At 68.2% G+C, this 25,658-nt stretch carries 25 protein-coding genes and 1 riboswitch; of the genes, 6 read left to right on the forward strand and 19 right to left on the reverse strand.

The annotated features are described in order from the left end of the window. Positions 1-54: 54 nt before the first annotated feature. A complete protein-coding gene (locus AC5WS7_RS10035) occupies positions 55-1,365 on the reverse strand; it encodes a lipase family protein (protein WP_495954141.1) in 1,311 nt (436 codons plus the stop codon). Positions 1,366-1,792: 427 nt separating this feature from the next. On the opposite strand from AC5WS7_RS10035, the gene AC5WS7_RS10040 reads away from it, so the two are divergent. From AC5WS7_RS10040 to AC5WS7_RS10055, 4 genes are all read left to right on the forward strand, one after another. Next, positions 1,793-1,915 (forward strand): hypothetical protein, encoded by a 123-nt coding sequence (locus AC5WS7_RS10040; protein ID WP_495954142.1) that lies wholly within the window; start codon positions 1,793-1,795, stop codon positions 1,913-1,915. 58 nt (positions 1,916-1,973) lie between these two features. Continuing rightward, entirely contained in the window at positions 1,974-2,534 is a 561-nt protein-coding gene (locus tag AC5WS7_RS10045; RefSeq protein WP_495954143.1) for an HNH endonuclease, read from the forward strand. A 25-nt stretch (positions 2,535-2,559) separates the two neighbouring features. Then, positions 2,560-2,820, forward strand: a complete 261-nt coding sequence (locus AC5WS7_RS10050; RefSeq protein WP_495954144.1) for a WhiB family transcriptional regulator — start codon at positions 2,560-2,562, stop codon at positions 2,818-2,820. Positions 2,821-2,932: 112 nt separating this feature from the next. Beyond that, positions 2,933-4,597 (forward strand): VWA domain-containing protein, encoded by a 1,665-nt coding sequence (locus tag AC5WS7_RS10055; RefSeq protein WP_495954145.1) that lies wholly within the window; start codon positions 2,933-2,935, stop codon positions 4,595-4,597. 71 nt (positions 4,598-4,668) lie between these two features. On the opposite strand, the gene AC5WS7_RS10060 is transcribed toward AC5WS7_RS10055, so the two are convergent. From AC5WS7_RS10060 to AC5WS7_RS10135, 16 genes are all read right to left on the reverse strand, one after another. Beyond that, positions 4,669-5,772, reverse strand: coding sequence for an MSMEG_0565 family glycosyltransferase (locus AC5WS7_RS10060; RefSeq protein ID WP_495954146.1), 1,104 nt, complete (start codon positions 5,770-5,772; stop codon positions 4,669-4,671). A 29-nt stretch (positions 5,773-5,801) separates the two neighbouring features. Then, positions 5,802-6,650 (reverse strand): carbon-nitrogen hydrolase family protein, encoded by an 849-nt coding sequence (locus AC5WS7_RS10065; RefSeq protein ID WP_495954147.1) that lies wholly within the window; start codon positions 6,648-6,650, stop codon positions 5,802-5,804. Between the two features lie 125 nt (positions 6,651-6,775). Continuing rightward, entirely contained in the window at positions 6,776-8,221 is a 1,446-nt protein-coding gene (locus AC5WS7_RS10070) for an MSMEG_0567/sll0787 family protein (protein WP_495954148.1), read from the reverse strand. A gap of 1 nt (position 8,222) precedes the next feature. Further along, positions 8,223-9,281, reverse strand: coding sequence for an MSMEG_0568 family radical SAM protein (locus AC5WS7_RS10075; RefSeq protein WP_495954149.1), 1,059 nt, complete (start codon positions 9,279-9,281; stop codon positions 8,223-8,225). Continuing rightward, on the reverse strand, positions 9,278-10,570 hold the full coding sequence (locus AC5WS7_RS10080) for an MSMEG_0569 family flavin-dependent oxidoreductase (RefSeq protein WP_495954150.1): 1,293 nt from the start codon (positions 10,568-10,570) through the stop codon (positions 9,278-9,280). Before AC5WS7_RS10080 ends, AC5WS7_RS10075 begins: the two co-directional genes overlap by 4 nt. After that, positions 10,567-10,872, reverse strand: coding sequence for an MSMEG_0570 family nitrogen starvation response protein (locus tag AC5WS7_RS10085; RefSeq protein ID WP_495954151.1), 306 nt, complete (start codon positions 10,870-10,872; stop codon positions 10,567-10,569). Before AC5WS7_RS10085 ends, AC5WS7_RS10080 begins: the two co-directional genes overlap by 4 nt. Next, complete coding sequence (locus AC5WS7_RS10090) at positions 10,865-11,761, reverse strand: carbon-nitrogen hydrolase family protein (RefSeq protein WP_495954152.1); 897 nt, start codon at positions 11,759-11,761, stop codon at positions 10,865-10,867. The genes AC5WS7_RS10085 and AC5WS7_RS10090 overlap by 8 nt, the downstream gene beginning before the upstream one ends. Before the next feature lie 30 nt (positions 11,762-11,791). Then, a complete protein-coding gene (locus AC5WS7_RS10095; RefSeq protein WP_040823293.1) occupies positions 11,792-12,316 on the reverse strand; it encodes an MSMEG_0572/Sll0783 family nitrogen starvation response protein in 525 nt (174 codons plus the stop codon). Between the two features lie 188 nt (positions 12,317-12,504). Then, positions 12,505-15,336 carry an aminomethyl-transferring glycine dehydrogenase gene (gene gcvP, locus AC5WS7_RS10100; RefSeq protein WP_495954153.1) on the reverse strand — a complete coding sequence of 944 codons (2,832 nt, stop codon included), beginning with the start codon at positions 15,334-15,336 and terminating at the stop codon, positions 12,505-12,507. Between the two features lie 165 nt (positions 15,337-15,501). Next, a riboswitch (glycine riboswitch) is annotated at positions 15,502-15,597 on the reverse strand. Between the two features lie 127 nt (positions 15,598-15,724). Beyond that, the gene (locus AC5WS7_RS10105) at positions 15,725-15,898 is read right to left on the reverse strand and encodes a CsbD family protein (RefSeq protein ID WP_495954154.1); all 174 of its coding nucleotides are present in this window, start codon (positions 15,896-15,898) and stop codon (positions 15,725-15,727) included. Positions 15,899-15,996: 98 nt separating this feature from the next. Further along, complete coding sequence (locus AC5WS7_RS10110) at positions 15,997-16,608, reverse strand: MerR family transcriptional regulator (protein WP_067894457.1); 612 nt, start codon at positions 16,606-16,608, stop codon at positions 15,997-15,999. A 151-nt stretch (positions 16,609-16,759) separates the two neighbouring features. Beyond that, a complete protein-coding gene (locus AC5WS7_RS10115) occupies positions 16,760-17,233 on the reverse strand; it encodes a bifunctional nuclease family protein (protein WP_040823298.1) in 474 nt (157 codons plus the stop codon). Between the two features lie 83 nt (positions 17,234-17,316). Next, a complete protein-coding gene (ftsR, locus tag AC5WS7_RS10120) occupies positions 17,317-18,117 on the reverse strand; it encodes a transcriptional regulator FtsR (protein ID WP_495954155.1) in 801 nt (266 codons plus the stop codon). A gap of 13 nt (positions 18,118-18,130) precedes the next feature. After that, entirely contained in the window at positions 18,131-18,607 is a 477-nt protein-coding gene (gene odhI / locus AC5WS7_RS10125; RefSeq protein WP_040823302.1) for an oxoglutarate dehydrogenase inhibitor Odhl, read from the reverse strand. 176 nt (positions 18,608-18,783) lie between these two features. Continuing rightward, positions 18,784-19,182, reverse strand: coding sequence for a glycine cleavage system protein GcvH (gene gcvH / locus AC5WS7_RS10130; protein WP_495954156.1), 399 nt, complete (start codon positions 19,180-19,182; stop codon positions 18,784-18,786). Between the two features lie 48 nt (positions 19,183-19,230). Continuing rightward, positions 19,231-19,857 (reverse strand): CDP-alcohol phosphatidyltransferase family protein, encoded by a 627-nt coding sequence (locus tag AC5WS7_RS10135; protein ID WP_495954157.1) that lies wholly within the window; start codon positions 19,855-19,857, stop codon positions 19,231-19,233. Positions 19,858-20,011: 154 nt separating this feature from the next. Here AC5WS7_RS10135 and AC5WS7_RS10140 point away from each other — a divergent pair, with 154 nt between their 5' ends. Together AC5WS7_RS10140 and AC5WS7_RS10145 are read left to right on the forward strand one after the other, a co-directional pair. Further along, on the forward strand, positions 20,012-21,706 hold the full coding sequence (locus tag AC5WS7_RS10140; protein ID WP_495954158.1) for a GMC oxidoreductase: 1,695 nt from the start codon (positions 20,012-20,014) through the stop codon (positions 21,704-21,706). 388 nt (positions 21,707-22,094) lie between these two features. Beyond that, positions 22,095-22,967, forward strand: a complete 873-nt coding sequence (locus AC5WS7_RS10145) for a nuclease-related domain-containing protein (RefSeq protein WP_495954159.1) — start codon at positions 22,095-22,097, stop codon at positions 22,965-22,967. On the opposite strand, the gene AC5WS7_RS10150 is transcribed toward AC5WS7_RS10145, so the two are convergent. Continuing rightward, positions 22,949-23,590 carry a phosphatase PAP2 family protein gene (locus tag AC5WS7_RS10150; protein ID WP_495954160.1) on the reverse strand — a complete coding sequence of 214 codons (642 nt, stop codon included), beginning with the start codon at positions 23,588-23,590 and terminating at the stop codon, positions 22,949-22,951. The genes AC5WS7_RS10145 and AC5WS7_RS10150 overlap by 19 nt on opposite strands. A 57-nt stretch (positions 23,591-23,647) precedes the next feature. Further along, the gene (locus tag AC5WS7_RS10155; RefSeq protein ID WP_495954521.1) at positions 23,648-25,567 is read right to left on the reverse strand and encodes an acyl-CoA dehydrogenase family protein; all 1,920 of its coding nucleotides are present in this window, start codon (positions 25,565-25,567) and stop codon (positions 23,648-23,650) included. Positions 25,568-25,658 lie beyond the last annotated feature (91 nt).

Consider the following 25,658-nt stretch of genomic DNA (forward strand, 5'->3'; position numbering starts at 1 on the left):
CTTCGCGCCGCGGCTCGACGGCCGCGCGGTGTCCGCCGAACACCGCGCGGCAGTTCAGCATTCGTCCGGTGCGGGCACCGCCCGCAGCCGCTGATCCAGCCAGTCGATCAAGCCGGGCCAGCCGGTGTCTCCCGCCAGGAAGTGCTCGCCGGGGACGTCGCGGTAGATCGCGGTCACGCCCAGGGCGCACTGCTGGCGGTACAGTTCGCGGGCTCCCGCGGCCGGGATCCAGAAATCCTGCGCGCCGTTGTACACCAGCAGCGGCATGGCCGATTTGCGCGCCGAGATGTCGGTGGCCTCGAACACCTTCTGCGCCACCGCACTGTGCAGCGGATCGGCGATATTCGCGGCGATATCGATCGGCGGCGTGATCACGCCGGGCACCTCGATCAGATTCATGCACACGTTCCGCAGCGATGAGGTCGTCACCTGCTGGGCCAGGTTGTTCATCGAGGCGAGGACCTCGGGATGCTCACGCCCGATGCCGAATACCGCGGCCATGAAGACGCCCGTGGCGATATTGGCGTTCATCGTGGTCGAGAGCATCCGGTAGTCGGCCGGCACGCCACCGAGCGCGGCGCCGACCGCCGATGCCGCCAATTCCGGTGCGTACTCGGACATCAGCACCGCCGCGGCCCGCGTCGCGATCGCACCGCCGGAGTACCCCGTCATCGCGAACCGGCCCGAACCGAGTTCGCCGGGGAACAGCTTGCGCGCACCGCGAATGGCGTCCAGTACCGCGTGCCCGGCCACATACGGTTCGGCATAGGCCATGTCCGGGCCCTCGTGATCCGGAACGAGCACCGCGTATCCGCGCAGTACGGCCAGTTGCGTCAGCGGCGGGAAGAAGTCGGCGCTGTTGGTATTGGCCGAATAACCGTGCGCGAGTGTGTAACTCGGCGTGCACTGCCGTCCCAGACCATCGATCGCCAGATTGTTCACCAGCATCGGCCGATCCCCCGGACCGGCCCACGCCGCGGCGGGCAGTACCAGCGAGGCCGTCGCGAAGGTGGGCTCGCCGTGCGCGCCGGTGGTGCGGAACTTCAGCTGCAGCACCTGGCGCACCGGCACCGTCAGCAGCGGTGCGGCCGTCGCGGTGACATCGCGGGTCTCCACGACGTCACCGGGCGCCAGGCTCGCCAGGTTCGGCGGCCGCACATCGAACATCGGATCACCGATGTCGGACGGCAGTACCGCGGCGCGCAGAGCCTCCGGATCCGTTGCGGCACTGGACGACCGAGCCTGAGCGGAGGCCTTGGGAACCGACGTCGGCTGGGTGAGTTCCGGACGCGGCACCACCGCATCGATCCACTGTTGCAGATCGGTGATGCCGAGCCCGTGCGGCACCGGAATCGTGGGTATCACAGGAGGATCGGGCGGCTGTGCCCGCGTGACAGCGGCGACACCGCCGCAGGAGACGACAACGGCCAGAACGACGACACACCGAGCCCACACGAGCCACCCCGCAATCCATGCGTACCGAAACGACGGCGGTGGCACCAGCTTCCAACCCCGTGCCACCGCCGCGAATTATGCCGCCGATCGTATAGCTCCCCAGGCCGGAGAAATCGGCGTTTCTCGACACCGTGACCGGATCGGATCCGGAAACGTATGCGGGAATAGTTCCGGCGCGCGGCACGTTGAAATCGGCGGCACACAGAACCGTCGCGTGCGAAAAAAATGACCCGACAGCGGTGGTAACGCTGTGTCACCATGAGGACGATGTAACAACCGCCTCGGCCTGTTTCCGGCCGGGGCGCGACTTTCGGCGAATACGGAGAGGAGGTGGCCGATGCCTTCGATGAATACCGATGTCCCGCAGCAGTTCTGCGTGTTCCGGGAACGGTTGTCGAACAGCCTGTCGCGTGATGCGCACAAGGGCATCACGTTCGGCCGCCTCACCGTCGTGGCCTGACCGCGCCCTCCCCGATTCCGACCCGAAATCCGCATTTTCACGAAACATGGTGACGCCCATGCCATTCCATCCTGCCGCTGGCGCGGCCATCGACCCGGACAACTGGATACACACCGAGGTGCTGGTGCTCAACGCCTCCTACGAGGCGCTCACCGAGGTCGGCGCGGACCGCGCCGTGGTGCTGCTGATCAGCGACGCCGCGGAAATCGTCGTCGAGCGCGCGCCGCGCTTCCCGATCCGTTCGCAACACGTGGAAATCGCACTGCCGGAGACGATTCGGCTGCGCCGCTACGTCTACCTCGAGCATCGGGTCCTGGTGCACGACGAAAGCCGAGCCACGCTCGCGGGCGTGCTGCGCCGCGATGCGCACCGGTGCGGGTACTGCACGGGGTGGGCCCGGACCGTCGACCACATCCTCCCGCGCAGCCGGGGCGGCACGAACACCTGGTCCAACCTGATCGCCGCGTGTGCGGACTGCAACACCCGCAAGGCCGATCGCACGCCCACCGAGGCGGGCATGCGACTGCTGTGGGAGCCCAAGGCGCCCACCGATCTGGCCCGCGCCCAGCGGCAGGTCTGGAAGAGCCTCGCGACCACCCATCTGACCAACACCACATGACACAGCACACACGAGGAGTTTCGCCATGACCAACGCAGTGCAGGAGCCGACCCTGATCGACCTGTTCCCGCTCTCGGACGCCAAGGACTGGCAGGCCGCCGCCTGCCGGGGTGACCCGAACCACGACGCGTGGTTCCCCTACCCGTCGCAGGACTTCGCGTACGCGCGCGGAATCTGCGCCGGGTGCCCGATCCGGCGCGCCTGCGGCGACTTCGCCACCCGAACCGGTCAGTCCGGCGTCTGGGGTGGCCACGAGTACGATCGCGGCCGGATGATCCGGGAGTGAGGAGCCGCCCCGGCATCACCGGATGCCGGGGCTGTGACCCGCGTCACCGGCCGCCGGGCCCAGCATCGGGCGCGCGAAGCGGCACATATCGGGTGCTCATACACTGAGCGTCGTGGGTACACATCGCAGCATCGGCGGAACACGAGGCGTCAGCAAAGGTTTGGTTATTTCCGTGGTAGCGGTGCTGTTATTCGCGGTGGCCGTCGTCGGCTGGTTCTGGCTCGGCCGCCACTCCGCGGCCCAGAACCGCAATGCCGCCGCCGAATGCGTCGAGGGTCCCGCGACCCTGGCCGTCACCGTCGATCCGGCCGTCTCAGGGCCCGTACGCAGCGCCGCGGACAGGTTCAACGCCACCAAACCCCACGTTCGCGACCACTGCGTCACCATCTCGGTGAACCCGCAGCCCTCGGCGGCCATGGTCGCCGGATTCACCGCGAAGTCCTGGGACACCAAATTGGGCGCACCGCCCGCGCTGTGGATCCCGGACTCCTCCCGCTCGGTACAGTCCATGCGCATCCCGGGTGTGATCGAGGGCACTCCCGAACCCGTCGCGGTGAGCCCCATCGTGCTGGCCGTGCCGGATCAGCTGCGCCAGGCCCTCACCACCGCCAAGACCTCCTGGGCCGACCTGCCCACGCTGCAGACCTCGATGAGCAAACTCGGCCTGGGCAGCTGGGGCGGGCTGCGGATGGCTCTGCCGGGCGGGGACGGCTCCCTGGCCGCGGCCACCGCCGTCGGCGCCGCGGTCTCGGGCTCGGATCCGCTGACCGACGACTCCGCGCACTCCGGGCAGGTGATCTCGGCGATCTCCCGCCTGGCGCAGAACGCACCGCAGTCCGCCGACGTCGCCAGCGCGATGAACACCGTCGCGACCTCTGCGGGCAATGCCGCCGCCGCACCGGTGCACGCGGTCGCGGTTACCGAACAGCAACTGAAAGCCAATGGCGGCCTTGCCGAATACCGTCCCGCCGGGTCGGCGCCCGTCGCCGATTTCCCGGCCGCACTGCTGACCGGATCGTGGGTGGATCAGACGCAGCAGGTGGTCGCCGGAATGTTCGCCGACTACCTGCGGGCCCCAGCGCAGCAGCAGCAGTTCACCGCCGCCGGCTTCGGCGCCGCTGCGCCGCAACCCGCCCAGGTTCCCGCCAAATCCGTTCTCGAACAGGTCCATTCGGTTCTGGCCAACCCGGTGCTCGGCGTGCAGTCGACAGTCCTGATCGACACCTCCGCGGCGATGGCCACGAACGACGGCACGATGACGCGGCTGAACAACACCGTCGGAGCCGTGGAGTCGACCCTGGACACCATGCCCGCCGACTTCGGCGTGGGTGTGTGGACCTATGCGGGCGATTCCGGCGGCAGTCCCTATCGCATCGTCTCCAAAACCGGGCCGCTGACCGACCAGCATCGTTCCGAACTGGCTCAATCGCTGGGCAGTATCTCCGCCACCAGCTCCCAATCGGACCACGCCTATCCGGCGCTGGAGGCGGCGTACAAGAGCGCGGTGAGCGGATTCGCCTCGGGCCGAACCAATTCCGTACTGCTGATCACCAGCGGCCCCAACGACAACTCCTCGGTCACCGGACAGCAGCTGATCGCCGACCTCACCGCCGACCCCTCCCACCACGTCCGCGTCGACGTCATCGTCATCGGCGGCCAGGGCGCGGCGACGCTGCAAACCCTCGCCCAGAAGACCGGCGGCACGTACACCAAGGTCACCACCTCCGACGATCTGTCCTTCGGCACCGCGGTCAACAAGGCCCTCACCACCCCCTGACCGTCGGTGTGTCCTCGCCGGTGAACACCGCCCCGGGCACATCCGCCGGCGAGACGCCGGGCGGGGGCGGGTCATGCAGCGCCGGACAGCGCGTGCGTGCGATAGAAGTCGAGATGTGCGCGGGCCGCGACATCCCAGGTGTGGGCGGCCGCGAGCGCGAATCCGGTTGCGGCGCGGGCCGAATCGGCAACCAGCGCCTCGGCCAGTCGATCCGCGAGGTCGGCGACGTCCACGGCGTAGCCGACGGTGTCGCCGAACACTTCCCGAAGCACCGGTAGATCACGTGCCACCACGGGACGGCGAGCGGCGAGCGCCTCCATCGCGGCCAGGCCGAATCCCTCCTGCACGGACGGGAAGGCGAACACGTCGCAGGCAGCGACCAGCGCGGGCAGATCGTCGTCGGCGACGGCGCCGAGCACTACCGGTTCGATCCCGAATTCGCCACGGCGGCGGTCGAATTCCGCGCGATAGTCGCGGTAGTCGAACAGGGTCTCGCCGCCGGCGAAGACCAGGGCCAGATCCGGGCGGCGCCGGCGCAGCAGCCGATAGGCCTCGAGCAGATCGATACTGCCCTTGCGTGGTTCGATCCCGCCGACGGCGAGAACGTAGGGCCCCAGGCGGTCTCGCCACCGCCGCCGGGCCGCGGTGGCCCGCGGCGTCGAAGCGGCGGCCGCGGCGAACCGGTCGGCCCGCACGCCGTTCGCGATCACCGTCGGCTCGAATCCCCACCCGGCCCGCACCTCGTCCGCGACCGCTCGCGATACGCAGATCCGCGCATACGGTGCGGCGATCGCCCGCTCGTGACACTGCGCCAGCACCGGAGTGGTGAAGTGATCGAGATGGTGGATGGTGCGCACGCATCGGCCGACCGCGTTGGCACTGATGCAGTCCTGCGCGTGCACCACGTCGTACTCGGCGGCGGAGAAATTGTCCCGCAGCGCCTCGATGGAGCGCACGATCCGGTCCGCGACCTGCTCACCCGGCACCTCCGGGAACGGCACCAGCCGCAGTCGCACCCGGTCGTCCACCGCGCGGAAGAACCCCTGGTCACCGCCGCGCGCCAGCGACCAGACCGTCACCTCCACACCGAGATCGGTCAGCGCCTCGGCCAGGTTCAGGGTGTGCACCACACCGCCGCGCGGTTTGGTCGAATAGGTCAGCAGGGCCACTCGCACGGCACGCCTCCTCCTGGTTCAGCGGTGAATCACCTTGTACGAGAAGGTGATTCGAGCAGATACGTATCGGTCCGGCGCTCGGCGAGGTGGTCGAGAACCCGCCGCGCCCGGACTATCTCGGCCTCGACGTCGACGGTGGCCACGGCCAGCCCGCCCTTGGACCTGGTGGTGGCGAGAATGTCACCGCCCGGACCGACCACCTTCGCCTGGCCGAGGAACCGCAGCTGGCCCTGCACTCCGGTCTGATTCGAGGACACCACGAAGACCTGGTTCTCGGCGGCTCGTGCGCAGTCGTACAGGTCGAACAGCCGGGACTGACGGTCCGCGGGCAGCCGGGCCGCGCGATCGGTGACGCTGGCGGGCCAGGCCGACAGCGCCGCGATGACGCTCGCGCCGTCGAGAGCGAGGGACCGCGCCGACTCCGGAAAGGTCTTGTCGTAGTCGATCAACATCCCGAGCCGGCCGACCGGGGTGTCGAACGCGCCGAAGACATCTCCCGCCGCATACGCCAGATGCTCTCCGGCAGGCTGATGCACCTTGCGGTGGGTGCCCAGGACGCCGTCCCCGCACAGGCACACCGCGGTGTTGTACCGCAGGTCACCGGCCGCTTCGGCATATCCGACGCATACCGTCACCGGACCGGCCGCCGCGATCAGGGCGGCTATCTGCGGACTGTTCGGATCGAGCGCCGGGGGCAGGTCGTCCAGCGCCGGACTGCGCAGATCGCCGAGGTATCCGCCGAGCGCCGCGTCCGGGAACACCAGCAGGTCGACGCCGTCGCGCACAGCGGCTTCGATCAGCCCCAGCGCCTTGTCCACCCCGCGTTCCAGATCGCGGCCGAAGTGGCCCGCGACCGCGCCCAGTGTCACCATCGGCATATCCGCACTCCTCGTCCGGCAGCGTCGTCCGACCAACTCCCGTCGACCATCCTGCCCCACCATTTCGCCCCGTCGTGCACTCCTCCAGCAGCGTCGACGGCCCGGCGGGCGATCGTCCGACCGCGTCAGGCGGCACCGAGACCGGTCACGCCGGAGTCGAGTGCCACCGTGATCGTGCCGTCCGGCCAGCGGAACCGGACACCCGGTTCCGCGGTCAGCCGTCCGCACGCCGCGGCGGTGAGCGGGGCCGGAACCGTGTGCACGGGTTCGGGATCGGCGACGATCATGGCGAACCCGGGGAAGCACCCGAGCCACGCGCCCATCGAGGCCCCGGCGGGCCGCGGGATCGCCGCGATGTCGAGTTCGGCACCGGTGCCCGACGCCTCGGCGAGCATGCCCAGTGTTCCGGCCAGGCCCGCCATGCTGACATCCTTCGCCGCCGCCGGACGCAGCCGCCCGATCACCTCCGCCATGCCCCGCAGTTCGCCGCCGCTGCGCCGACTCGTACTGTCCCACTGCCGATCTCGGTATCCCGGCCGCCACTGGCCGCCGAGATCGGCGATCAGCGAGACCCGGTCCCCGGCCTTTCCGCCGCCCGCCCGCACCGGCGCAGGCGTCGTCCCGAGCGCGGTGACCGCCAACGCCGCCGGTACGCCGAGTTGGGTATGCCCGCCCAGAACCGGCACGTCCCAGGCATCGGCGGCTCTGGCCAGACCGCGCACGATCCGGTCCAGCTGCCCCGCGGTGGGTGCGGCAACCGCATCGAGCAGACCGACCGGGCGCGCACCCATCGCCGTGAGATCGTTGACGTTCACCAGCACCGAACACCAACCCGCCCACTCCGGATCACGTTCGACCATCGACGGCAGGATCGCATCGCACGCCGCGACCACGTCCGTCCCCGGCACCGGAGCACCGTCGTCGCCCCGGAACCCCTTGGGGCCCAGTCCATCCGGTTGCCGCAGAAACGGTGTGAGCAACGTCCCGAGCGGAGCCTTGGTGGCCTCGACGGCGCGTCGCACGAGCCCCACCGGCCACCGCATGCGGCGATGCGCGCGGCCGCCCACGACCGGCCCGGGACCGGTGTCGTCCCAACCCAGATGCCGGAACAGGGCCACGTGACGGTCCTGCACGGTGGCGTCGAAACGCAGCGCACCGGCCGATTCGACATGCGCGCACGCCGCACGCACGAGTGCCGCACCGATTCCCCGGGCGTGCCGGCTGTCCACGACCGCGAGCCTGCTCCCCGACCACCAGCCGATATCCGCCCCGGTGGCCGGGTCACGATGCGAGACCAGCCGGACCCCGCCGAGCACCACGCCGTCCGGTGCCACCGCGACCAGGGTGATCGTCTGCGGGTCGGCATCGAACTCGTCGAGATCCGATCGCGGGAAGAGCTTCTGCCGCTCGACGAATTCGCGATGACGCAGGCGCAGATGGTCCCGCCGGGTGCGTGCGTCCGCCACGGTGACGAGGAATTCGGGTCGCCGGGCGGGCGGCTCCCCCGCCAGGATCGACAGAGCCGAGGCCGGCGCTGCCGGAGAAGCCGAATACGAAGTGCCGTCGAGCATGTCAGGCTCCCATCACCTGAAGCAGGCTGCACGCACCGCAGGCCGCGCAGCCGGCCTGCTGTGCGGATCCGCGCATTCCGATGCGCCGCAGGTGCTCCGCCACCGCGCGGGTCACCCGTTCCAGCACTGCCGGATCCGGCGCCGTCGCCCGGTCGACGTCGACGGCCAGGGTGCCCGCGTGCGGACGGAACGGCACCACGAAGGGATACACCCCGGACTCCGCCAATTCGATTGCCCCGGTGACCAATTCGTCCGGATTCTCACCGAGGCCGACCAGCAGGTAGGTCGACACCCGGTTGCGGCCGAACACTCGCACCGCCTCGCTCCAGGCCCGGCGGTACTCGGCCAGTGGCACGGTCGCCTTGCCCGGCATCCACCGCCGCCGCACCGCGTCGTCGAGCGACTCGACGTGGATCCCGATGGCATCGGCCCCCGCCGCTCGCAGGTCGGTCAGGACCGACAGATCCGCGGGCGGCTCGCACTGCACCTGAATCGGCAGATCCGGAACCGCCTCCCGCACCGCCCGCACGCACCGGGCCAGATGACGGGCCCCGCGATCCGCCCCCGCCGAGGTGCCGGTCGTCATGACCATCTGCGTCACGCCGTCCAGATCGACTGCGGCGCGGGCGACTTCGGCGAGTTCACCGGGTTGCTTGACCGCGGTGGTGGCTCCGGCGCGCAGCGATGCCTCGATCGAGCAGAATCGGCAACGCTGATCCTCCCGGTATCGGATGCAGGTCTGCAGCACCGTGGTCGCGAGCACGCTGCGGCCGTGCAGCTTCGCGATCTTCTCGTAGGGCACGCCGGCGGCCGTGGTCCGATCGTAGAACCGCGGCCGCTCCACGGCGGTGACCTCGACGCCGGTATCGGTGCCGTCGAACAACACCCGGTCGCCGTCGAAGACGTACGGGCTGTCCGGATTTCGCGGCACCGCGGCGGGCAGGCCGTCGATCAGCAGGTGACCGTCGTCGCTCGGCCCGGCCCCTCCGGTGCGGTGCACCGGTGGCGTGCCGCGAATGCCGATGAGCGTCAGATCCACTCGGGTCGAGGGGGTGTTCACAATCGAACTCCGTTCTCGGGCAGGGCATCCGGCACCGTTGCCGAGGACAGCGTGGTGACGACGGACTCGGCGACGTATCGCGCATCCCGGTCGATGCCCAGGAAACGTCCCGAACCCCACGTGTGCATCCAGGGCAGACCGACGAAGCTCAATCCGGGCACCTCGGTGATGCCGCGGGTCTGCATCGGACGACCGCCGCCATCGAATGCGCTCGCCTCGATCCAGCGGTAGTCGGGCCGATAACCGATGGCCCACACGATGCTTCGCACTCCCGCCGCGGCCAGATCGAGCCCGGTCGGATCCGCGGCGGGGGCCCAGACCGGCTCGTAACGAGACGGCGGCGGCGCGTCGATCCCGGCGTCCTCGATATAGCGATCGATATCCGAGCAGATCGAGTTGTACACCGAATCGGCCCGATCGAGTGCCGCGGTCAGCGAGGGAGCGAAGGCCAGCTCGGTGTCCTTGCCGCCGACGAGCCTGCCGTACAACGTCATTCCCTCGACCGCGAAGCGGCGCAGATCCACGTCCCGGCCGCCGTCGCGACCGGTGACGTAGTGGTTGGTCTTCTCCTGTGCCGCCTTACCGCCCGGATACTGCTGGGCGGGTGTGTCGTACACGCCCATGTCGGCGAGCCAGGTCATGCAGTCGCGGCCACGGTAGCGCCGCGCCACCCGCGGTGCGCCGCCGACGGCGAGGTGCACCGACCGGCCCGCCAGATGCAGATCCTCGGCGATCTGCGCGCCGGATTGCCCGGTGCCGACCACCAGCACGGCCCCGTCGGGCAACTGCTCGGGATTGCGGTACTGCTCCGAATGCAGCTGCGCGACAGCGGGATCGATCGCGGCGGCGAACGGCGGCAGGATCGGCAGCGGATATCCGCCGGTCGCCACGACCACCTGTGCGCAGCGGAGCGACTCGACACCGGACGCGGATTCCAGCGTCAGCTCGAAACCGTCCGCGGTACGGCGTAATCGACCGACCTTGGTATGCGTGCGCAGTGGTGGGTCGAAGGTGTCCAGCCATCCGGCCAGCCACTGCACCACCTCGTCCCGGGTCATGAACCCGTCCGGATCACCGCCTTCGTAGCGGTAGCCGGGCAGTCGGCAGTGCCAGTTCGGGGTGACGAGTGTGAAGTTGTCCCAGCGAGTGTCGGACCAGGCGTGCATCGGCGTCCCGGATTCGACCACCAGATGCTCGATCCCGGCCCGGCCCAGATACCAGCTGACCGACAGCCCGGCCTGCCCCGCGCCCACTACCACGACCGGAACGTGATTCGCCGCCGTGGTCATGACGGCGTCCGCTCGGGTAGCGGCGGTTCCAGTGTGAGGACCTCCACCAACGCGTCCGCCGGGAAAGCGCTTGCGGCGAAGCGGATCTGCGCCGCGGTGGCCCGAGCCGAGGTGCAGGCGAACCCGAACTTCGCCCGCACCCGCTCGGTCGCGTGGTCCAGTGCGGTGATTGACCGGTGCACGAAGTCGCCGACGGTGTATTGCGTTCCGGCCGTGAGGAAGTCGTGAACGACCAGACTCGGCGAGTAGTAGCCCACCGGAGCGCCCTCGGGCCACCGGACGGTGAACGTCATCTCAGGCATGCGCGATCTCCCGCCAGGCAGCGGCTGCGGTGTCGTCGGCGACCAGCGGCCCGTACACGTCCGGCCGACGATCCCGCAGGTGGAACATGCCCGCCCGCATGGCCGTGAACGTGCCATCGACATCGACCTCGGCGACCGCCAGTCCGCTGTCCAGGGCGGTCGTGTCCAGGACGTTGCCGCCCGGGTCGACGATCTTGGCATTGCCCACGTATCGCAGCGAGCCGAAGCTGCCCGACTGATTCGACGCCACCCAGAACACCTGATTGTCCAGTGCCCGAGCGGTATCGAACAGATTGAACCGGTAGGTCCACCGGTCGTCCTGCAGGTTCTCCGCGGTGGCGGTACGGGCCGCCGGCCACGCGGACAGACTGGCGATGATCTCCGCTCCGCCCAGCGCCATCATGCGCGCGGCTTCGGGAAATGCCTTGTCGTAGCAGATCTGCAAGCCGATCCGCCCGACCGGCGTATCGAAGATGCCGTAGCCGTCACCAGCCGCATAGGACATGTTCTCACCCAACGGCTGATGCACCTTGCGGTAGCTGCCGTAGATCCGTTCCCCGTCCAGCAGAACCGCCGCGTTGTACCGGGTTTCGCCGTCCTCGCCCAGTTCGCAGAAACCGATCGCGACGATCATGTCACCGGCTATTTCGCGGACCCGGGCGAGTTCGGGGCCGTCGAGCCGGATCGCCGGGGGCAGTGAGCGTGTCGTGGTCTTGACGGTGTCGCCGTGATTGCCCAGGCTGGACAGATAGCCGCCGATCGCGGCCTCGGGAAAGACCAGGAAATCCACACCGCGACGCCTGGCCCGCGCGACGAAATCGGCGATGGTGGCGAAATTCTGTTCCAGATCCCGGGTGAAGTTGGCGGCAACCGATCCGATGGTGACCATGTTGTACCTCGTTACCGAAGAAATACGGGATCACACCATGTAGGTGGAATTGATGATGGCGCCCTTGCGCGCGTAGTGGATGACCGCGTCCTGCACGTCCAGTGGATGCGCCGGGACGACACCGGTGATCAGATCCTCTTCGCGGGCGCCGTGCAGGGCCAGGCCGAAACGGCAGCAGAACACCGTGCCACCTTCGGCGATGAAGGTCGCCAACGCGTCGTTGATATTCTGCTCACCGGGGAATCCGGAATCACCGGTCTTCGGAAATCCGCGGGTGGCGAGGCAATTCAGCGCACCAGGTCCGTAGAAATAGATCGCCGACTCGAACCCCTTCCGCAGCGCACGGGTGGCCTGCAGAACCGCCACGAACGCCACCGAGGATTCGTGGGCGATACCGTGCACCAGGGTGAAATAGCTCTCCCCGTTCTCGGCCTGGTAGTCGGGGAATATCTTCGTGCCGCCGTACAGATTCGAACCGGCGGGCAGCGAGGGGTGTGGAATCTCGGCGAGGGACTTCTCGATATTCTCGGTGATGGTGGCGTCGAATACGGACATGGGGCACTCCCGGAATGGTGGAGAACGGCTACAGTTAGATTTCACGCTCGCCGTATTGCGCAATGGTTACCGATGGAATAAATGCCCCACCGAATTCTGTAACATGGTGTGCCCCAGGCCCTCTCCGGCCGAATGACGCCGGCTGTGCCGCGCAGTCCGCGAACCGGAGAGGCGCCGGGTGTGCTCGATCAGTCGGTATAGGCGTCCAGCGGCGGGCAGGAGCAGACCAGGTTGCGGTCGCCGTAGGCGCCGTCGATGCGGCGGACCGAGGGCCAGATCTTGGCGCGGGCCGCGGCCAGACCCTGTGGGTAGACCGCGGTTTCGCGGCTGTAGGGGTAGGTCCATTCACCCACGAGACAAGCTGCGGTGTGCGGGGCGCCGCGCAGCGGGCTGTCCGCGACGGGCCACACGCCCGCGGCGACCTGGTCGATCTCGCCCTTGATGGCGATCATCGCGTCGACGAACGCGTCCAGCTCCTCGAGATTCTCACTCTCGGTTGGCTCGACCATCAGCGTGCCCGCGACCGGGAAACTCATCGTGGGAGCGTGAAACCCGAAGTCCGCCAATCGTTTCGCCACATCGTCCACGGTGACGCCGGTGCGCTTGGTGATCTCGCGCAGATCCAGAATGCATTCGTGCGCGACCACGCCGTCCGCACCCGTGTAGAGCACCGGGAAATGCGAATCGAGCCGCCGCGCAAGGTAATTCGCCGAGGCGATGGCGGTCAGCGTGGCGCGGCGCAGCCCGTCCGCGCCCATCATGCGGATATAGGCCCAGGTGATCGGCAGAATCGAAGCCGAGCCGTACCGGGCGGCGGACACCGCGTGTGAGCCCGTTTCGAGCGGGTCGCCCGGCAGGTACTTCGCCAGATGTTCGCGCACAGCCACCGGGCCGACGCCCGGACCACCGCCACCGTGCGGAATACAGAAGGTCTTGTGCAGGTTCAGGTGTGAGACGTCGCCGCCGAAGCGGCCCGGACGGGCAAGTCCGACAAGGGCATTCAGATTCGCCCCGTCGACGTACACCTGGCCGCCCGCATCGTGCACCAGGGCGCACAGCTGCGCGACCTCGTGCTCGTACACCCCGTGCGTGGACGGATAGGTGATCATGATGCAGGCCAGCCGATCGGCGTGGTCGGCGATCTTGGCACGCAGATCGTCCAGGTCGATATCGCCGTTCTCGCGGCACTTCACCACTTCCACGCGCAGCCCGGCCATCGCCGCCGACGCGGCATTGGTGCCGTGCGCACTGGAGGGAATGAGGCAGGTGTCGCGCCGGGTGTCGCCGCGATCGAGGTGATAGCGCCGAATCGCCAGCAGCCCAGCGTATTCGCCCTGACTTCCCGCATTGGGTTGCAGGCTGACCCGGTCGTATCCGGTGATGGCCGCGAGCCACGCCTCCAGATCCTCGATCACCCGCAGCATGCCGGGGACATCCTGAACGGGAGCGTACGGGTGCAGGCGGGCGAATCCGGGCCAGGTGATCGGTTCCATCTCCGCGGCCGCGTTGAGCTTCATCGTGCACGATCCGAGCGGAATCATGCTGCGGTCCAACGCGATATCCTTGTCCGAGAGCCGGCGCAGATAGCGCAGCATCGCGGTCTCGGTGTGATACCGCGTGAAGGCCGGATGCGTCAGATACTCCGACCGCCGGTCCTCGATACCCGGCAGCGGCGCGCGTTCCGAATCCGCTGTCGCACCGAAGGATTCGAGCACGATACCGACATGTTCGGCGGTGGTGGCCTCATCACACGCCACCGAGACGTGGTCCGCGTCGACCAGGCGCAGATTCACCCCGCGCCCGTGCGCCTTACCGACCACGGCCTCCGCGCCGCCGGGCACCCGCACCAGCACGGTGTCGAAGAACCGTTCGTGCACAACGGCTTCCCCGAGTCCAGCGGCCAGGTCCTCGGCGTGCCGGTGCACCTGGCGCGCGATCGCGCGCAATCCGTCGGCACCGTGATACGAGGCATACATCGCCGCGACGATCGCCAGCAGCACCTGTGCGGTACAGATGTTCGAGGTGGCCTTTTCCCGGCGAATGTGCTGCTCACGGGTTTGCAGCGCGAGCCGGTAGGCGGTGCTGCCGTCGGCGTCGACGGACACCCCGACCAGGCGGCCCGGCAGCTGGCGCGCGTGCGGGGTGCGCACCGCGAGATAACCGGCGTGCGGCCCGCCGAATCCGAGCGGCACACCGAAACGCTGTGTGGTGCCGAAACATACGTCCGCGCCCTGTTCACCCGGTGGCGTGATCAACGTCAGCGCGAGCAGATCCGCGCCGGCGGCCACCAGCGCACCTCGCTCGTGCGCGGCCTCGATCAGCGCGGTCCAGTCCACGATGCGCCCGGACGCGCCGGGGGTCTGCACCAGCACGCCGAAGAATTCACCGTCCGGCAACCGGGGCGGGCTCGCGGGCATGTCACTGCTCAGATCCGCCTCGACGATCTCGATACCCAGCGGTTCGGCGCGGGTGTACAGCACGGTACGGGTCTGCGGGAACAGATCGGCGTCGATCAGCAGCCGCGCGGACTTGTTCGCCCGATTCGCCCTGCGCAGCAACGTCATCGCCTCGGCGGCGGCGGTCGCCTCGTCCAGCATGGACGCGTTCGCCACCTCCATACCGGTCAGGTCCGAGACCATGGTCTGGAAGTTCAGCAGCGCTTCCAGGCGTCCCTGGCTGATCTCCGGCTGGTACGGCGTGTACGCGGTGTACCAGGCCGGATTCTCGATCAAATTACGCACCAGCACCGGCGGGGTCAGCGTGTCGTAATAGCCGAGCCCGATCATGGAGGTCGCGACGGTGTTGGCGTGCGCGAGTTCGGCGAGTTCGGCGAGCACCTCGTGCTCGGACGCGGCCGGAGGCAGCACACCGAGCCCGGTATCGGCGGCCGGGTCCAGGATCGCGGCGGGAACGGCGCGTCCGGCCAGCTCGTCCAGCGAGCGCACGCCGGCGACGTCGAGGATATCGGCGAGGGCGGCGGAATCGGGACCGATATGACGGTCGGCGAAGGGACGGGTCACGGCAGCTCCCAGGGGTCGGGCGGGCGTCGACGGGGCGGGTCGACAACGTCGGGCCCTCCCCCTCTGTCGTGGCGCCTGAGAGATTCGGGGCACGCGCGCGGCGGACCTTTTCCCCATGGGCGGCTGGTCCGCATTGTGTGCGGCCAGCTCTTTCCAGAGGCGCCCACTGCCCGCACGGTCCCTTGTGCCTGAGAGATTGACGGGGAGGTGCTGCTCCTTCGGCGCCCGGGACGGTACCCGGAACTCTCCCGCACGGCATCGGCGCACCGTCAGTCTAGTCGGACGTGTGTGTCACCTGTGTTTCCGCCCTGGGTCGGGCTGCGTCGCCCGATACACGCCGATGGCCGGCCACCCGAGAACGGGCGGCCGGCCATCGGAAAGCATTCGATCAGTTGTCGAAGGCGTCCTTGACCTTCTCGCCGGCATCCTTCAGATTGGATTTGGCCTGATCACCTTTACCCTCGTTGCGGGTATCGCGATCACCGGTGGCCTCGCCGAGCTTTTCCTTCGCTTTGCCGGTCATCTCGTCCAGCTTGTTCTTCGCCTTATCGGTGGCACTCATCATGCACTCCTTCCGGTCTGGGCGCTGACGTATCCGGCTCTACCCGGCACCACCGCATCGAAACCCGGACCCGGAGATCGCCACCGGCGCGGACCGGATCAGCCGGTCTTGCGGTTCTCCCGAACCTTCCGGCGGAACGCCAGCTCGTCCTCGGGGCGCTCGGAAGCGGTGTGGCTCTCGGCCCGCTCGGCCGGGAAGGCCGCGATCGCGCCGGTCAGCTCCCGCATCGCGCCGCTGACCGCGATACCGAACACACCCTGCCCGCCCTGCAGTAAATCGACGACCTCCTCGGGCGAGGCGCATTCGTATACCGTCGCGCCGTCGGAGAACAGGGTGATACCCGCCAGATCCTCGACCCCGCGGCTGCGCAGGTGGTCCACCGCGATGCGAATGTTCTGCAGCGAGATCCCGGCGTCGAGCAGGCGCTTGACGATCTTCAGAACCAGGATGTCCTTGAACGAGTACAGCCGCTGGCTGCCCGAACCGGTGGCGCTGCGAATGGACGGGACCACGAGGCCGGTGCGGGCCCAGTAGTCCAACTGCCGATAAGTGATTCCGGCCACCTGACACGCACTGGGCACCCGGTAACCAACCAAATCGTCGGGCACCGTGTCGTCGGGGAACAGTCCGGGCTGTACCACCGCGGCGGACCGCGCATGTTCTGCCGGGGCGGGCCGCGCCTGAGATGTCTGCTGCGGTTGGTCTCCCACTGACTACTCCCTCACTGCATCGCCGAAGAGAACAACGGCCTAACTGTCGAGGCTACTCCCCCGATTGTCTCGGCAGCACAGGCATCGAACCAAACTCCGCGCGCGGCGTGTTTCTCGACCTCAACTAGAGGTCGAGGGCACATTCCGGGGTCTAACTGTCGGTCGCCTTGAAGTCGTCCGGGGAGACCGATTCGAGGAACTCCTTGAACTTCTCGACCTCGTCCTCGCGCTCGTCCGGCATCACCAGCCCCGCCTCCTCGAGCACCGGCTCCTCGGCGTAGATCGGGCAACCGACCCGCAGCGCGATGGCTACCGAATCCGAGGGACGCGCCGAGATCCGCAGATCGTTCTCGAACACCAGGTCCGCGTAGAAGGTGCCCTCCTGGAGATCGACGATCCGGACCTCTTTCAGGGTGTGCCCCAGATCGTGGATCAGGATCTTGATCAGGTCGTGGGTCAACGGGCGAATGGGTGTGACGCCCTCCTGCTCGAGGACGATCGCCGTGGCCTCGGCCTGGCCGATCCAGATGGGTAGGTACCGGTCACCGGCCACCTCACGGAGCAACAGCACGGGCTGGTTCTGGGGTTGCTCGACGCGGATGCCGATCACACGCATTTCAGTCATGACTCGCCACTGCCTCCCATACTCGCGGCCCGTCCAGCGTGCCACTACGAAACCGGCCGTATCACCGAGTCTAGGCGAAGATTTCAGCCGCCGAGGGCAGCGCGCACCGACGTCTTCACCAGGCTGGTGTGCAACGTCAGCGAGAGCGCCGCAAGTTCGCGGACAGTTTCCTCCGCGCGAGCGCGCGCATCGGCGTCCCGGCTCTTGGCGATGGGGGCCACGATCTGGGCGATCATCGCCGCCTCGCGATCGGCGGCCAGTTTGAAGGCCCGTAGATGCCGCGCTTCCAAACCGAATTCGCTCATCGCCTTGGCCGCGCGCGCCAGCGTCACGGCCTCGGTGTCGAAGTATCCGGCCGCGCCCGGAGTGATCAGGTTCGCGCGGATCAGCTCGGTGAGGAATTTCTCATCGATACCGGCCTGCTCGATCAGATCCGCACGGGTGATACGGATTTCGCTGTCGAACCGGAGTTCGTCCGGTGTCACCTCACCGGGCACGACACCCAGCCGCCGGGGCGGGGTCAGAGCGCCGGCGGGGCGGACGGACTCGGGCGCACGCCCCGTCCCGTCGACCCCGTCCGCCCGGGCGCGCGCCTCGCGCACCCCGAGCGTCGCGGCACCGCTGTCGATCGCCTCGAGCTGCTCCTTGATCACCTTCAACGGCAGGTACTGATCGCGCTGCGCGGTCAGGACGAACCTCAGCCGCTCGACGTCCGCGACCGAGAACCTGCGGTAACCCGAAGGCGTGCGCTCCGGGCTGACCAGCCCCTCGGATTCGAGGAACCGGATCTTCGAAATGGTGATGTCCGGGAAATCCGGACGCAGCAGATCCAGCACGGAGCCGATCGACATCCCTCCGCGGGTCCACTGCGCAGCGCCTGTCATCTCGTACCGGCTCCTACAGTGCGCCTGCCGCATCGCTCGCGGCGGGGCGCGGACCGGTCAGGAAGACCAACCGGAACTTGCCGATCTGCACCTCGTCACCGTTCTGCAGCTCGGAGGAGTCCACCGGTTCGCGATTGACGTAGGTTCCGTTCAAGCTGCCCACATCCACCACCTGGAAGGTGTCGTCGTCCTGCCGGAACTCCGCGTGGCGCCGGCTGACGGTGACATCGTCGAGAAAGATGTCGCTGTCGGGATGACGCCCCGCCGACGTGGTCGGCTGATCCAACAGGAACCGCGACCCGGCGTTCGGGCCGCGCTTGACCACCAGGAGGGCAGCACCCGCGGGCAGGCCCTCGACACCCTGCACCGGCTGTTCGCCGGTCTGCTCACCGGAGCGCGACGCGTCGACCTCGTTGAGGAAGTCAGCGCGGAATACCGACGTCGTCTCGGCCGCGCTCTCCCCGTAACCCGGGTCTTTGTTCTCGCTCACCCTTGCTCTCCTCCTCGAACCGATTATCCGTACAAGCATCCGATTCCGGATTCCATCACCCAGCGCGACCGGCTGTCGCGCCCTTGGACATTCCGGCACCGGTCGCCGGCACATCTGTTGGCATTGACCGTACCCTGCCAGGGCGATCCCGTGCAGGTAGAACTGTGAAGGCCACTTCAGCCCCCGATAACTCCTTGATAACCTGCGGCATCGAGCAGTTCACCGAGCGTTGCGTCCAGTGCCGCGGCGTCGGAAACCTCCAGCTCGAACATCCAGCCCTCGCCGTACGGATCACTGTTGAGAGTCTCCGGCGTGGAATCCAGAACCTCGTTCACCGCAACGACTTTCGCGCTCAACGGGGAGTAGATGTCCGAGACGCTCTTGGTGGATTCCACCTCCGCGATGCTGTCCCCGGCCGGTGCGTCGCTGTCCAGCGCGGGCAACTGTACGAACACGATGTCGCCGAGCTGCTGCTGGGCGTAGTCGGTGATGCCGACCAGCACGCGCGTGGGACCCGTGCGCCGGACCCACTCGTGCTCCTCGGTGTAGCGCAGATCCTCGGGAAGGGCGGTCAATGCTCATGTCCTTTCACGGGGCGTCCTTTCACGGGCGTGGCGATCACTCTAATCGCGGGGTGCGACAGGCGGTGTGGCCGGGATGGTCCGGGCCACCGCGAGGGCCTTGCCGAGGTAGAGCAGTCCCGTCCAGACATAGACGGCCGTGCCCCAGATCAGGAATGCCCAGCCGAAGGCGCGGCCGAAACCTGCCAGCGGCCAGTGCATCTCGCCCGCCAGCAACCACGGCAGCGCCGACATCAACGCGAACGTCGCGGCCTTGCCGAGATAGATCACCTCGGGCGGATCGAGGTGGCGGCGGCGGTAGATCGGCAGGGTCGCGGCGAGGATCAGATCGCGCCCGATCAGCACGACCACGAACGGCCACGGGAGAATTCCGCGCACCAGCAGGCCGAGCACCGTCGCCACCAGATACAACCGGTCCACGAACGGATCCAGCAGTGCGCCGAGCCGTGAGTACTGATCCAGCAACCGGGCGAGTTTGCCGTCCAGATAATCGGTGACGCCGCTGGCGATCAGCAGTGCGAACGCCCACCCGTCCGCCCGCACGGCCAACAGCAGCCAGAGGAAGACCGGCACCCCGATCAGCCGCAGCACGCTCAGCACGTTGGGCAGGGTCAGGACGCGGTCCTCGCGCCGCGGGGCCGGTGGGGCGCCACCGGATTGGCTCGTCACAGCCTGTTGCTTACCCGAATCGGCCCGGTGTCGCCATTCGGGCACGCCGGACGGGGTGCGCGAGATGTTCCGGGCCGAGTTCCGCGCCGGCGCGGCGGTGAGGAGAATGATGCCGAAAGCGTTTCATGCGATGTGCTCGTTCGGAAGGAAGACCATGCCCGACTTCGATTACGACGTCGTAGTGATCGGCTCCGGGTTCGGCGGCAGCGTGAGCGCGCTGCGGCTGACCGAGAAGGGCTACCGGGTGGCGGTCCTGGAATCCGGTCGGCGCTGGCCTGCCGAGGCCATCCCCAACACGAATTGGAATGTGCGCAAATCGATCTGGGCTCCGCGCCTCGGCCTGACCGGTCCGCAGCGGATCAGCGTGCTGGGCAAGTGCGCGGTGTTCTCCGCCGCCGGGGTGGGCGGCGGTTCGCTGATCTACGGCAACACCCTCTACGAACCGCTGCCGAACTTCTACGAGGACCGGCAGTGGGCGCACATCACCGATTGGCGCAGCGAGCTCGCGCCCTATTACGACCAGGCCAAGCGCATGCTCGGCGTCGCCCAGAATCCGCGCACCACGCCGGCAGACGAGGTCATCCGCTCGATCGCCGACGATCTTGGCGTCTCGGACACCTTCCACCCGACCGATGTCGGTGTCTTCTTCAACGAACAGGATCCCGGCACCGAGGTCGACGACCCGTACTTCGGCGGCGCCGGACCGCGCCGCAGCGGCTGCGTCCACTGCGCGCGCTGCTTCACCGGCTGCCCGCACAACGCCAAGAACACCACTCCGACCAACTATCTCTACCTGGCCGAACAGGCCGGAGCGCACGTGTTCGAACTCACCACCGCGAGCAAGGTCCGGCCGATGATCGGCGGTGGCTATGCCATCGAGACCCGTCGCTCGGATCGCTGGATCCGCAAGCAGCGCAAGACATTCACCGCCGAGCAGGTGGTGTTCGCCGCGGCCGCGCTCGGCACCCAGAAGTTGCTGCACAAGATGCGCGACGAGAAGGTGCTGCCGCAGTTGTCCCCGCGGCTGGGCGAGCTCACCCGCAGCAACTCCGAGGCGATCCTGAACGTGGTCAGCCGAGACCGGCGTGATTTCGCCGAGGGCATCGCGATCACCTCGTCGATCCACCCCGAACCGGATACCCACATCGAGGTCTGCCACTACGGCAAGGGCCAGAACGCGCTGTTCCCGATGTCGGTCCCCATCGTGGACGGCGGCGCGTTCCGGTTCCTGCGCTTCCTGCTGGCCATATTCGCCCGGCCGATGGTGTTCCTGCGCAGTCTCAACGCCCGGCACGCCTCGGAGAAGTCGGTGATCCTGCTGGTCATGCAGTCGCTGGACAACTCGCTCACCTCGTTCCGGCGCTGGGGCGGCCTCAAGACCAGGCAAGGCACGGGCGCGCCGAATCCGACCTGGATCCCGATCGCGCACGAGGTCGGCCGCCGCTTCGGCGAGAAGGTCGACGGCGATGTGCACGGCCTGGTGATGGATGTGTTCAACATCCCGGCGACCGCGCACTACATCGGCGGATGCGTCATCGGCGAAAGCCCCGACACCGGCGTGATCGACCCGTACCAGCGCGTCTTCGGGCATCCGGGCCTGCACATCGCCGACGGCTCCGCGGTCACGGCGAACCTGGGCGTGAATCCGTCGCTCACCATCACCGCGCAGGCCGAACGCGCGATGGCGTTCTGGCCCAACAAGGGCGCCCCCGATCCGCGCCCGGCCCTGGGCCGCCCGTATCGGCGCATCGACCCCGTGGCCCCGATCCAGCCGTCCGTCCCGGTGTGGGCCCCGGGCGCGCTGCGGCTGCCGATCACTCCCGCCGGGCCCGCCGTGCCCACCGCCTGACCGAAAGCTTCGGGCGGGCAACACATCTTGCCGAGAGCCGACGGCATCGGAGGCGAGACCGGAACTCTCCCAACTTCATACGCGACCGATCCGAGCACAGCGTTCCGGAAGAGCCGGTGCCGTCCACCACAACCGCTCGAAATTCCCACTCTCCCAACTCGATACGGGCACCCGGACGCAGGCGAGGCGTGCGCTGCCGGGTGACCGGCCGAGCCCGCGTACACGGCCGAAGCCCGCGAACCGGGCGCACGGGAGGGGTGAAAACACCGAAGTCGCGCGGCCGCAACCGGACACAGCGGCGAATTGAACTCCCCGATCCCGCGCGGGCGCTTATGCTTTGCGGTGACGAGTATCGACGGGAAAGGGCGGGTCGCCAATGCTCGTGCGCGTGCAGAGTTCCGCGGGGACGCAAGCCGAGCGGGTGCTGATCGACTGGCTGCGCACCTGGAAGGGGCCGGGTGATCCGCACGGCGTCGCCATGGTCAATTGCAGCCTGTTCTTCGACAATCGGCTGCACCAGTTCGACGCGATCGTCTGGACGCCGACCGGCTGCGTGATCATCGAGGCCGAAGCACTCGTGGAGCGGGTGTCCGGGGAACTGGAAGTGCCGCTGGACGGCCCCTGGCGGGTCGGCAGCCAGCTGGTCACCCTGGAGGGCGGCCGGAGCAACCCACTGGACGCGTCGCGGGAGCACACCTACGCGTTGCAGGCCTGGCTGGCCGAGCGCGGGCTCGGGCAGCGAGTGGTGCAAGGCCTGGTGCTGGTCGTGCCGCCGCAGGGATCGAATGTGCGGCTGCGCCAGCTGTGGAGCGATCCCGGGCTCCAGGTGGCGATCGGCGATCGGCATCTGGCCGAATACCTGCACGCCCTGGCATCGCTGGGCCGTGCGCAGTGGACGGCCAACGATGTGGCGATGGCCTTTCGCGGGCTCAATCTGCTGCCCTATCTGCCGTCGCCGCAGGATCTGGTCGCCGAGGGTTTCGGCGGTACGGTGGACACCACGCTGTGGCGCGGCGGACCGCAGCAGGCGCAGGCCGAGGCCTTCCGCGAGGAGATGGCCGATTCCGAAGCGGCCGCGGCCAGGCCGACCTCGATGGCCATGCCCTGGTACAGCCCGTGGCAGCTCTATCCCAACGAGCCCGGCGAGATGGATCTGCGCCAGAGCGTCATGCGGGCGTTACTCGCGGTCGGAATGCTCGTCGCGGTGGCGTGGGTGCTGTGGTTCGTGATCACCGCGGCCATTCAGTTCGGGCCGGGCTGAACACGTTCCGGATTCCACCGCAGCGCGCCCGGGAGCGCCGCGTACATCGCGGTCACCAACGCGAGCGCGATGGCGGCGCCACCGAGCATATCGGTCGGATAGTGGTAGCCGGAACCGACCATGCCGATCGCGATCGACGCCAGTAGTACCAGAGTGAGCACCGTCGCGCCGATCCGGAGCCGGGGCGTCGGCACGATCAGCACGAAAGCCGTTGCGATGGCGACGAATTGCACGGTGTGGCCGCTCGGGTAGGCCAGGTAGTGGTGAAGATGCCGGTGCCACACGTATTTCAGCGCGTAGGTGTTGATCGCGACGACGAGTTCCGGTGCCACGAGCAGGAATCCGGCGCGCCACCAGTCCCGGCGCCACGCGTACCAGAGCACCCCGATCAGCAGTACGGCCAGTGCGACGGGCGCGTCGCTCGGCGTCACCGAGACCGTGTAGACGGTGTGATGCGTATCGAGGGCGGAATGAATCCGGTCGTCCACGACGCGATCGAATCCGGTCGGCCCGCCGCCGGCCGGAAAGGCCAGCGGCAGCAGGACGGTGATCAGGACCCCGAGAAACACCACCGTCGCGAGCGGAACGACCCGATAGGACGGCAGAGCGGACACGCGTTTCACGGCACGACCTTATCCGCGCCCGCCCGCGTCGCCGTGCGGCGGTTTCACCCCGCCGGCTCATTCCCCCTGGTGCGAACTCGCATCGTCCAGCAGGGCGGCGCGCAAAGTGCTCTCGGGCACGCCCAGGGCCTCGACCAGGGTCAGCGCGTGCGGGCGCAGCCGGTCGACGAGTTCGTTGACGCCGCGGCGCACGAGTTTGGCCCGCTCCACCGACATGAACCGGTGCATGATGTACCAGGCCTGGTTCTGTTCCAGCGTGGAGTAGACGTACAGATCGCAGACGGTCTCGGCCAGCGCGCGGGCCTGCTCGTCCTCGATGTCGGCGATGCCCTCGATGAACGTCTCGAGTATCAACCGCTCGATATGCGCCTCGCCGGCCATCAGGATGTGGTCCTGGGCATTGTTGAACGCCTCGAACGGCCCGGTCTCCTGGGCGCGGGCGCGCAGCCGGTACGCGGCGGTGCGCACCAGATAGTCCTCGCGGTCGGCGAACAGCGCCAGCTGCACCTCGCGACGGGACAGATCGCCGTCTTCGAGCGAATCGCCGCCGCGGTCCCGCAACCGCTGAATCAGTTGGCGCACACCGGAACTCTCCCGCGCGACGTCCAGTGCCATGGTCGCGGCGAATCGCACCCAGCCCAGTGCGTCCAGATCGCGCACCTCGTCGGCGTAGGCGGTGAGCAGCTCCTTGGCGACCAACTGGGTGAGCACCACGTTGTCGCCCTCGAACGTGGTGAACACGTCGGTATCGGCCTTGAGCGTCACCAACCGGTTCTCGGTGAGATACCCTGCGCCGCCGCATGTTTCGCGGCACTCCTGGATGGCCCGGGTGGCGTGGCGGGTCTGTGCGACCTTGAATCCGGCCGCGCGCTTCTCCAGCGCGCGCTGGGCTCCGGGATCCAGATCCTGGCCGGTCTGCACCAGATGCATCCGGCGGACCAGATCGTTCTGCGCGAAGGACAGCGCGAACGCCCGTGCCACATGCGGCAGCAATCGACGCTGATGACTGCGGTAATCCAGCAGGACGACCTCTTCGCCGGTATCGGGGTCTTCGAACTGACGTCGCCGCTCGGCGTAGCGGATCGCGATGCTCAGCGCGACCCGCGCGGCCGCCGCGGCCGCACCGCCGACGCTGATCCGGCCGCGTACCAGCGTGCCGAGCGTGGTGAAGAAGCGCCGGCTCGGATTCTCGATATCGGAGCTGTAGGTGCCGTCCGGGGCGACGTCGGCGTACCGGTTGAGCAGGTTCTCGCGCGGAATGCGGACGTGGTCGAACCGGATGCGGCCGTTGTCGACGCCCGGCAGGCCGCCCTTGAGCCCGCAGTCCGAGGTCGTCACGCCGGGCAGATCGTTGCCGTCGGCGTCGCGCAGCGGCACCAGGAAACAGTGCACTCCCCTGCCCTCGCCACCGGTGATCAACTGGGCGAACACCGCCGCCATCCGGGCGTGTTCGGCCGCGCCGCCGATGTAGTCCTTGCGGGAGGATTCGGTCGGGCTGTGCACGACGAATTCCTCGGTCGCCGGATCGTAGGTGGCGGTGGTCTCGAGCTTGGCCACATCGCTGCCGTGCCCGGACTCGGTCATGGCGAAGCAGCCCAGCAGATCCAGCGACATCAGCCGGGTCACCACGTCCCGGTGGCGTTCGGTGCCCAGATTCTCCACCGCACCGCCGAACAGCCCCCACTGCACACCGCTCTTCACCCACAGCGACAGATCGGTGTAGGCGAGCATCTCCAGCCCCGTCACCGCACCGCCGGGATCGGCGGTACCGCCGTGCTCGCGCCGGAATCCGAGTTCGGCCATACCGAATTTCGAGACCAGGTGCATCTGTTCGAGCACCCGCGCCCGTGCCTCGTGACAGTCCAGGTTCGGATCCGCGAACAGACGCTCGTCATCCAGTCGCGGCCGTACCTGCTCGCGCACCTCCCGCCAAGGACCGTCGAGCGCCGCACGAAGGATTTCCGCTGTCTGATTCACGGGATTGGCCATTCCCCGACCCTAGCCACCTAAACCGGCCGCGCCGGGTGACCGGGCTCACCGTGCGGATGTGCCGGGGTGTTCGCGTGGC

This window comes from Nocardia sp. PLKS1-43 (assembly GCF_059510335.1).

What these genes read in the sequence shown, in the direction of transcription:
- AC5WS7_RS10040 (WP_495954142.1), top strand. Translation starts at nt 1,793, where the DNA reads ATGCCTTCGATGAATACCGATGTCCCGCAGCAGTTCTGCGTGTTCCGG.
- AC5WS7_RS10045 (WP_495954143.1), top strand. Translation starts at nt 1,974, where the DNA reads ATGCCATTCCATCCTGCCGCTGGCGCGGCCATCGACCCGGACAACTGG.
- AC5WS7_RS10050 (WP_495954144.1), top strand. Translation starts at nt 2,560, where the DNA reads ATGACCAACGCAGTGCAGGAGCCGACCCTGATCGACCTGTTCCCGCTC.
- AC5WS7_RS10065 (WP_495954147.1), bottom strand. Translation starts at nt 6,650, where the DNA reads ATGCCGATGGTGACACTGGGCGCGGTCGCGGGCCACTTCGGCCGCGAT.
- AC5WS7_RS10070 (WP_495954148.1), bottom strand. Translation starts at nt 8,221, where the DNA reads ATGCTCGACGGCACTTCGTATTCGGCTTCTCCGGCAGCGCCGGCCTCG.
- AC5WS7_RS10080 (WP_495954150.1), bottom strand. Translation starts at nt 10,570, where the DNA reads ATGACCACGGCGGCGAATCACGTTCCGGTCGTGGTAGTGGGCGCGGGG.
- AC5WS7_RS10085 (WP_495954151.1), bottom strand. Translation starts at nt 10,872, where the DNA reads ATGCCTGAGATGACGTTCACCGTCCGGTGGCCCGAGGGCGCTCCGGTG.
- AC5WS7_RS10090 (WP_495954152.1), bottom strand. Translation starts at nt 11,761, where the DNA reads ATGGTCACCATCGGATCGGTTGCCGCCAACTTCACCCGGGATCTGGAA.
- AC5WS7_RS10095 (WP_040823293.1), bottom strand. Translation starts at nt 12,316, where the DNA reads ATGTCCGTATTCGACGCCACCATCACCGAGAATATCGAGAAGTCCCTC.
- AC5WS7_RS10105 (WP_495954154.1), bottom strand. Translation starts at nt 15,898, where the DNA reads ATGAGTGCCACCGATAAGGCGAAGAACAAGCTGGACGAGATGACCGGC.
- AC5WS7_RS10115 (WP_040823298.1), bottom strand. Translation starts at nt 17,233, where the DNA reads ATGACTGAAATGCGTGTGATCGGCATCCGCGTCGAGCAACCCCAGAAC.
- ftsR (WP_495954155.1), bottom strand. Translation starts at nt 18,117, where the DNA reads ATGACAGGCGCTGCGCAGTGGACCCGCGGAGGGATGTCGATCGGCTCC.
- AC5WS7_RS10140 (WP_495954158.1), top strand. Translation starts at nt 20,012, where the DNA reads ATGCCCGACTTCGATTACGACGTCGTAGTGATCGGCTCCGGGTTCGGC.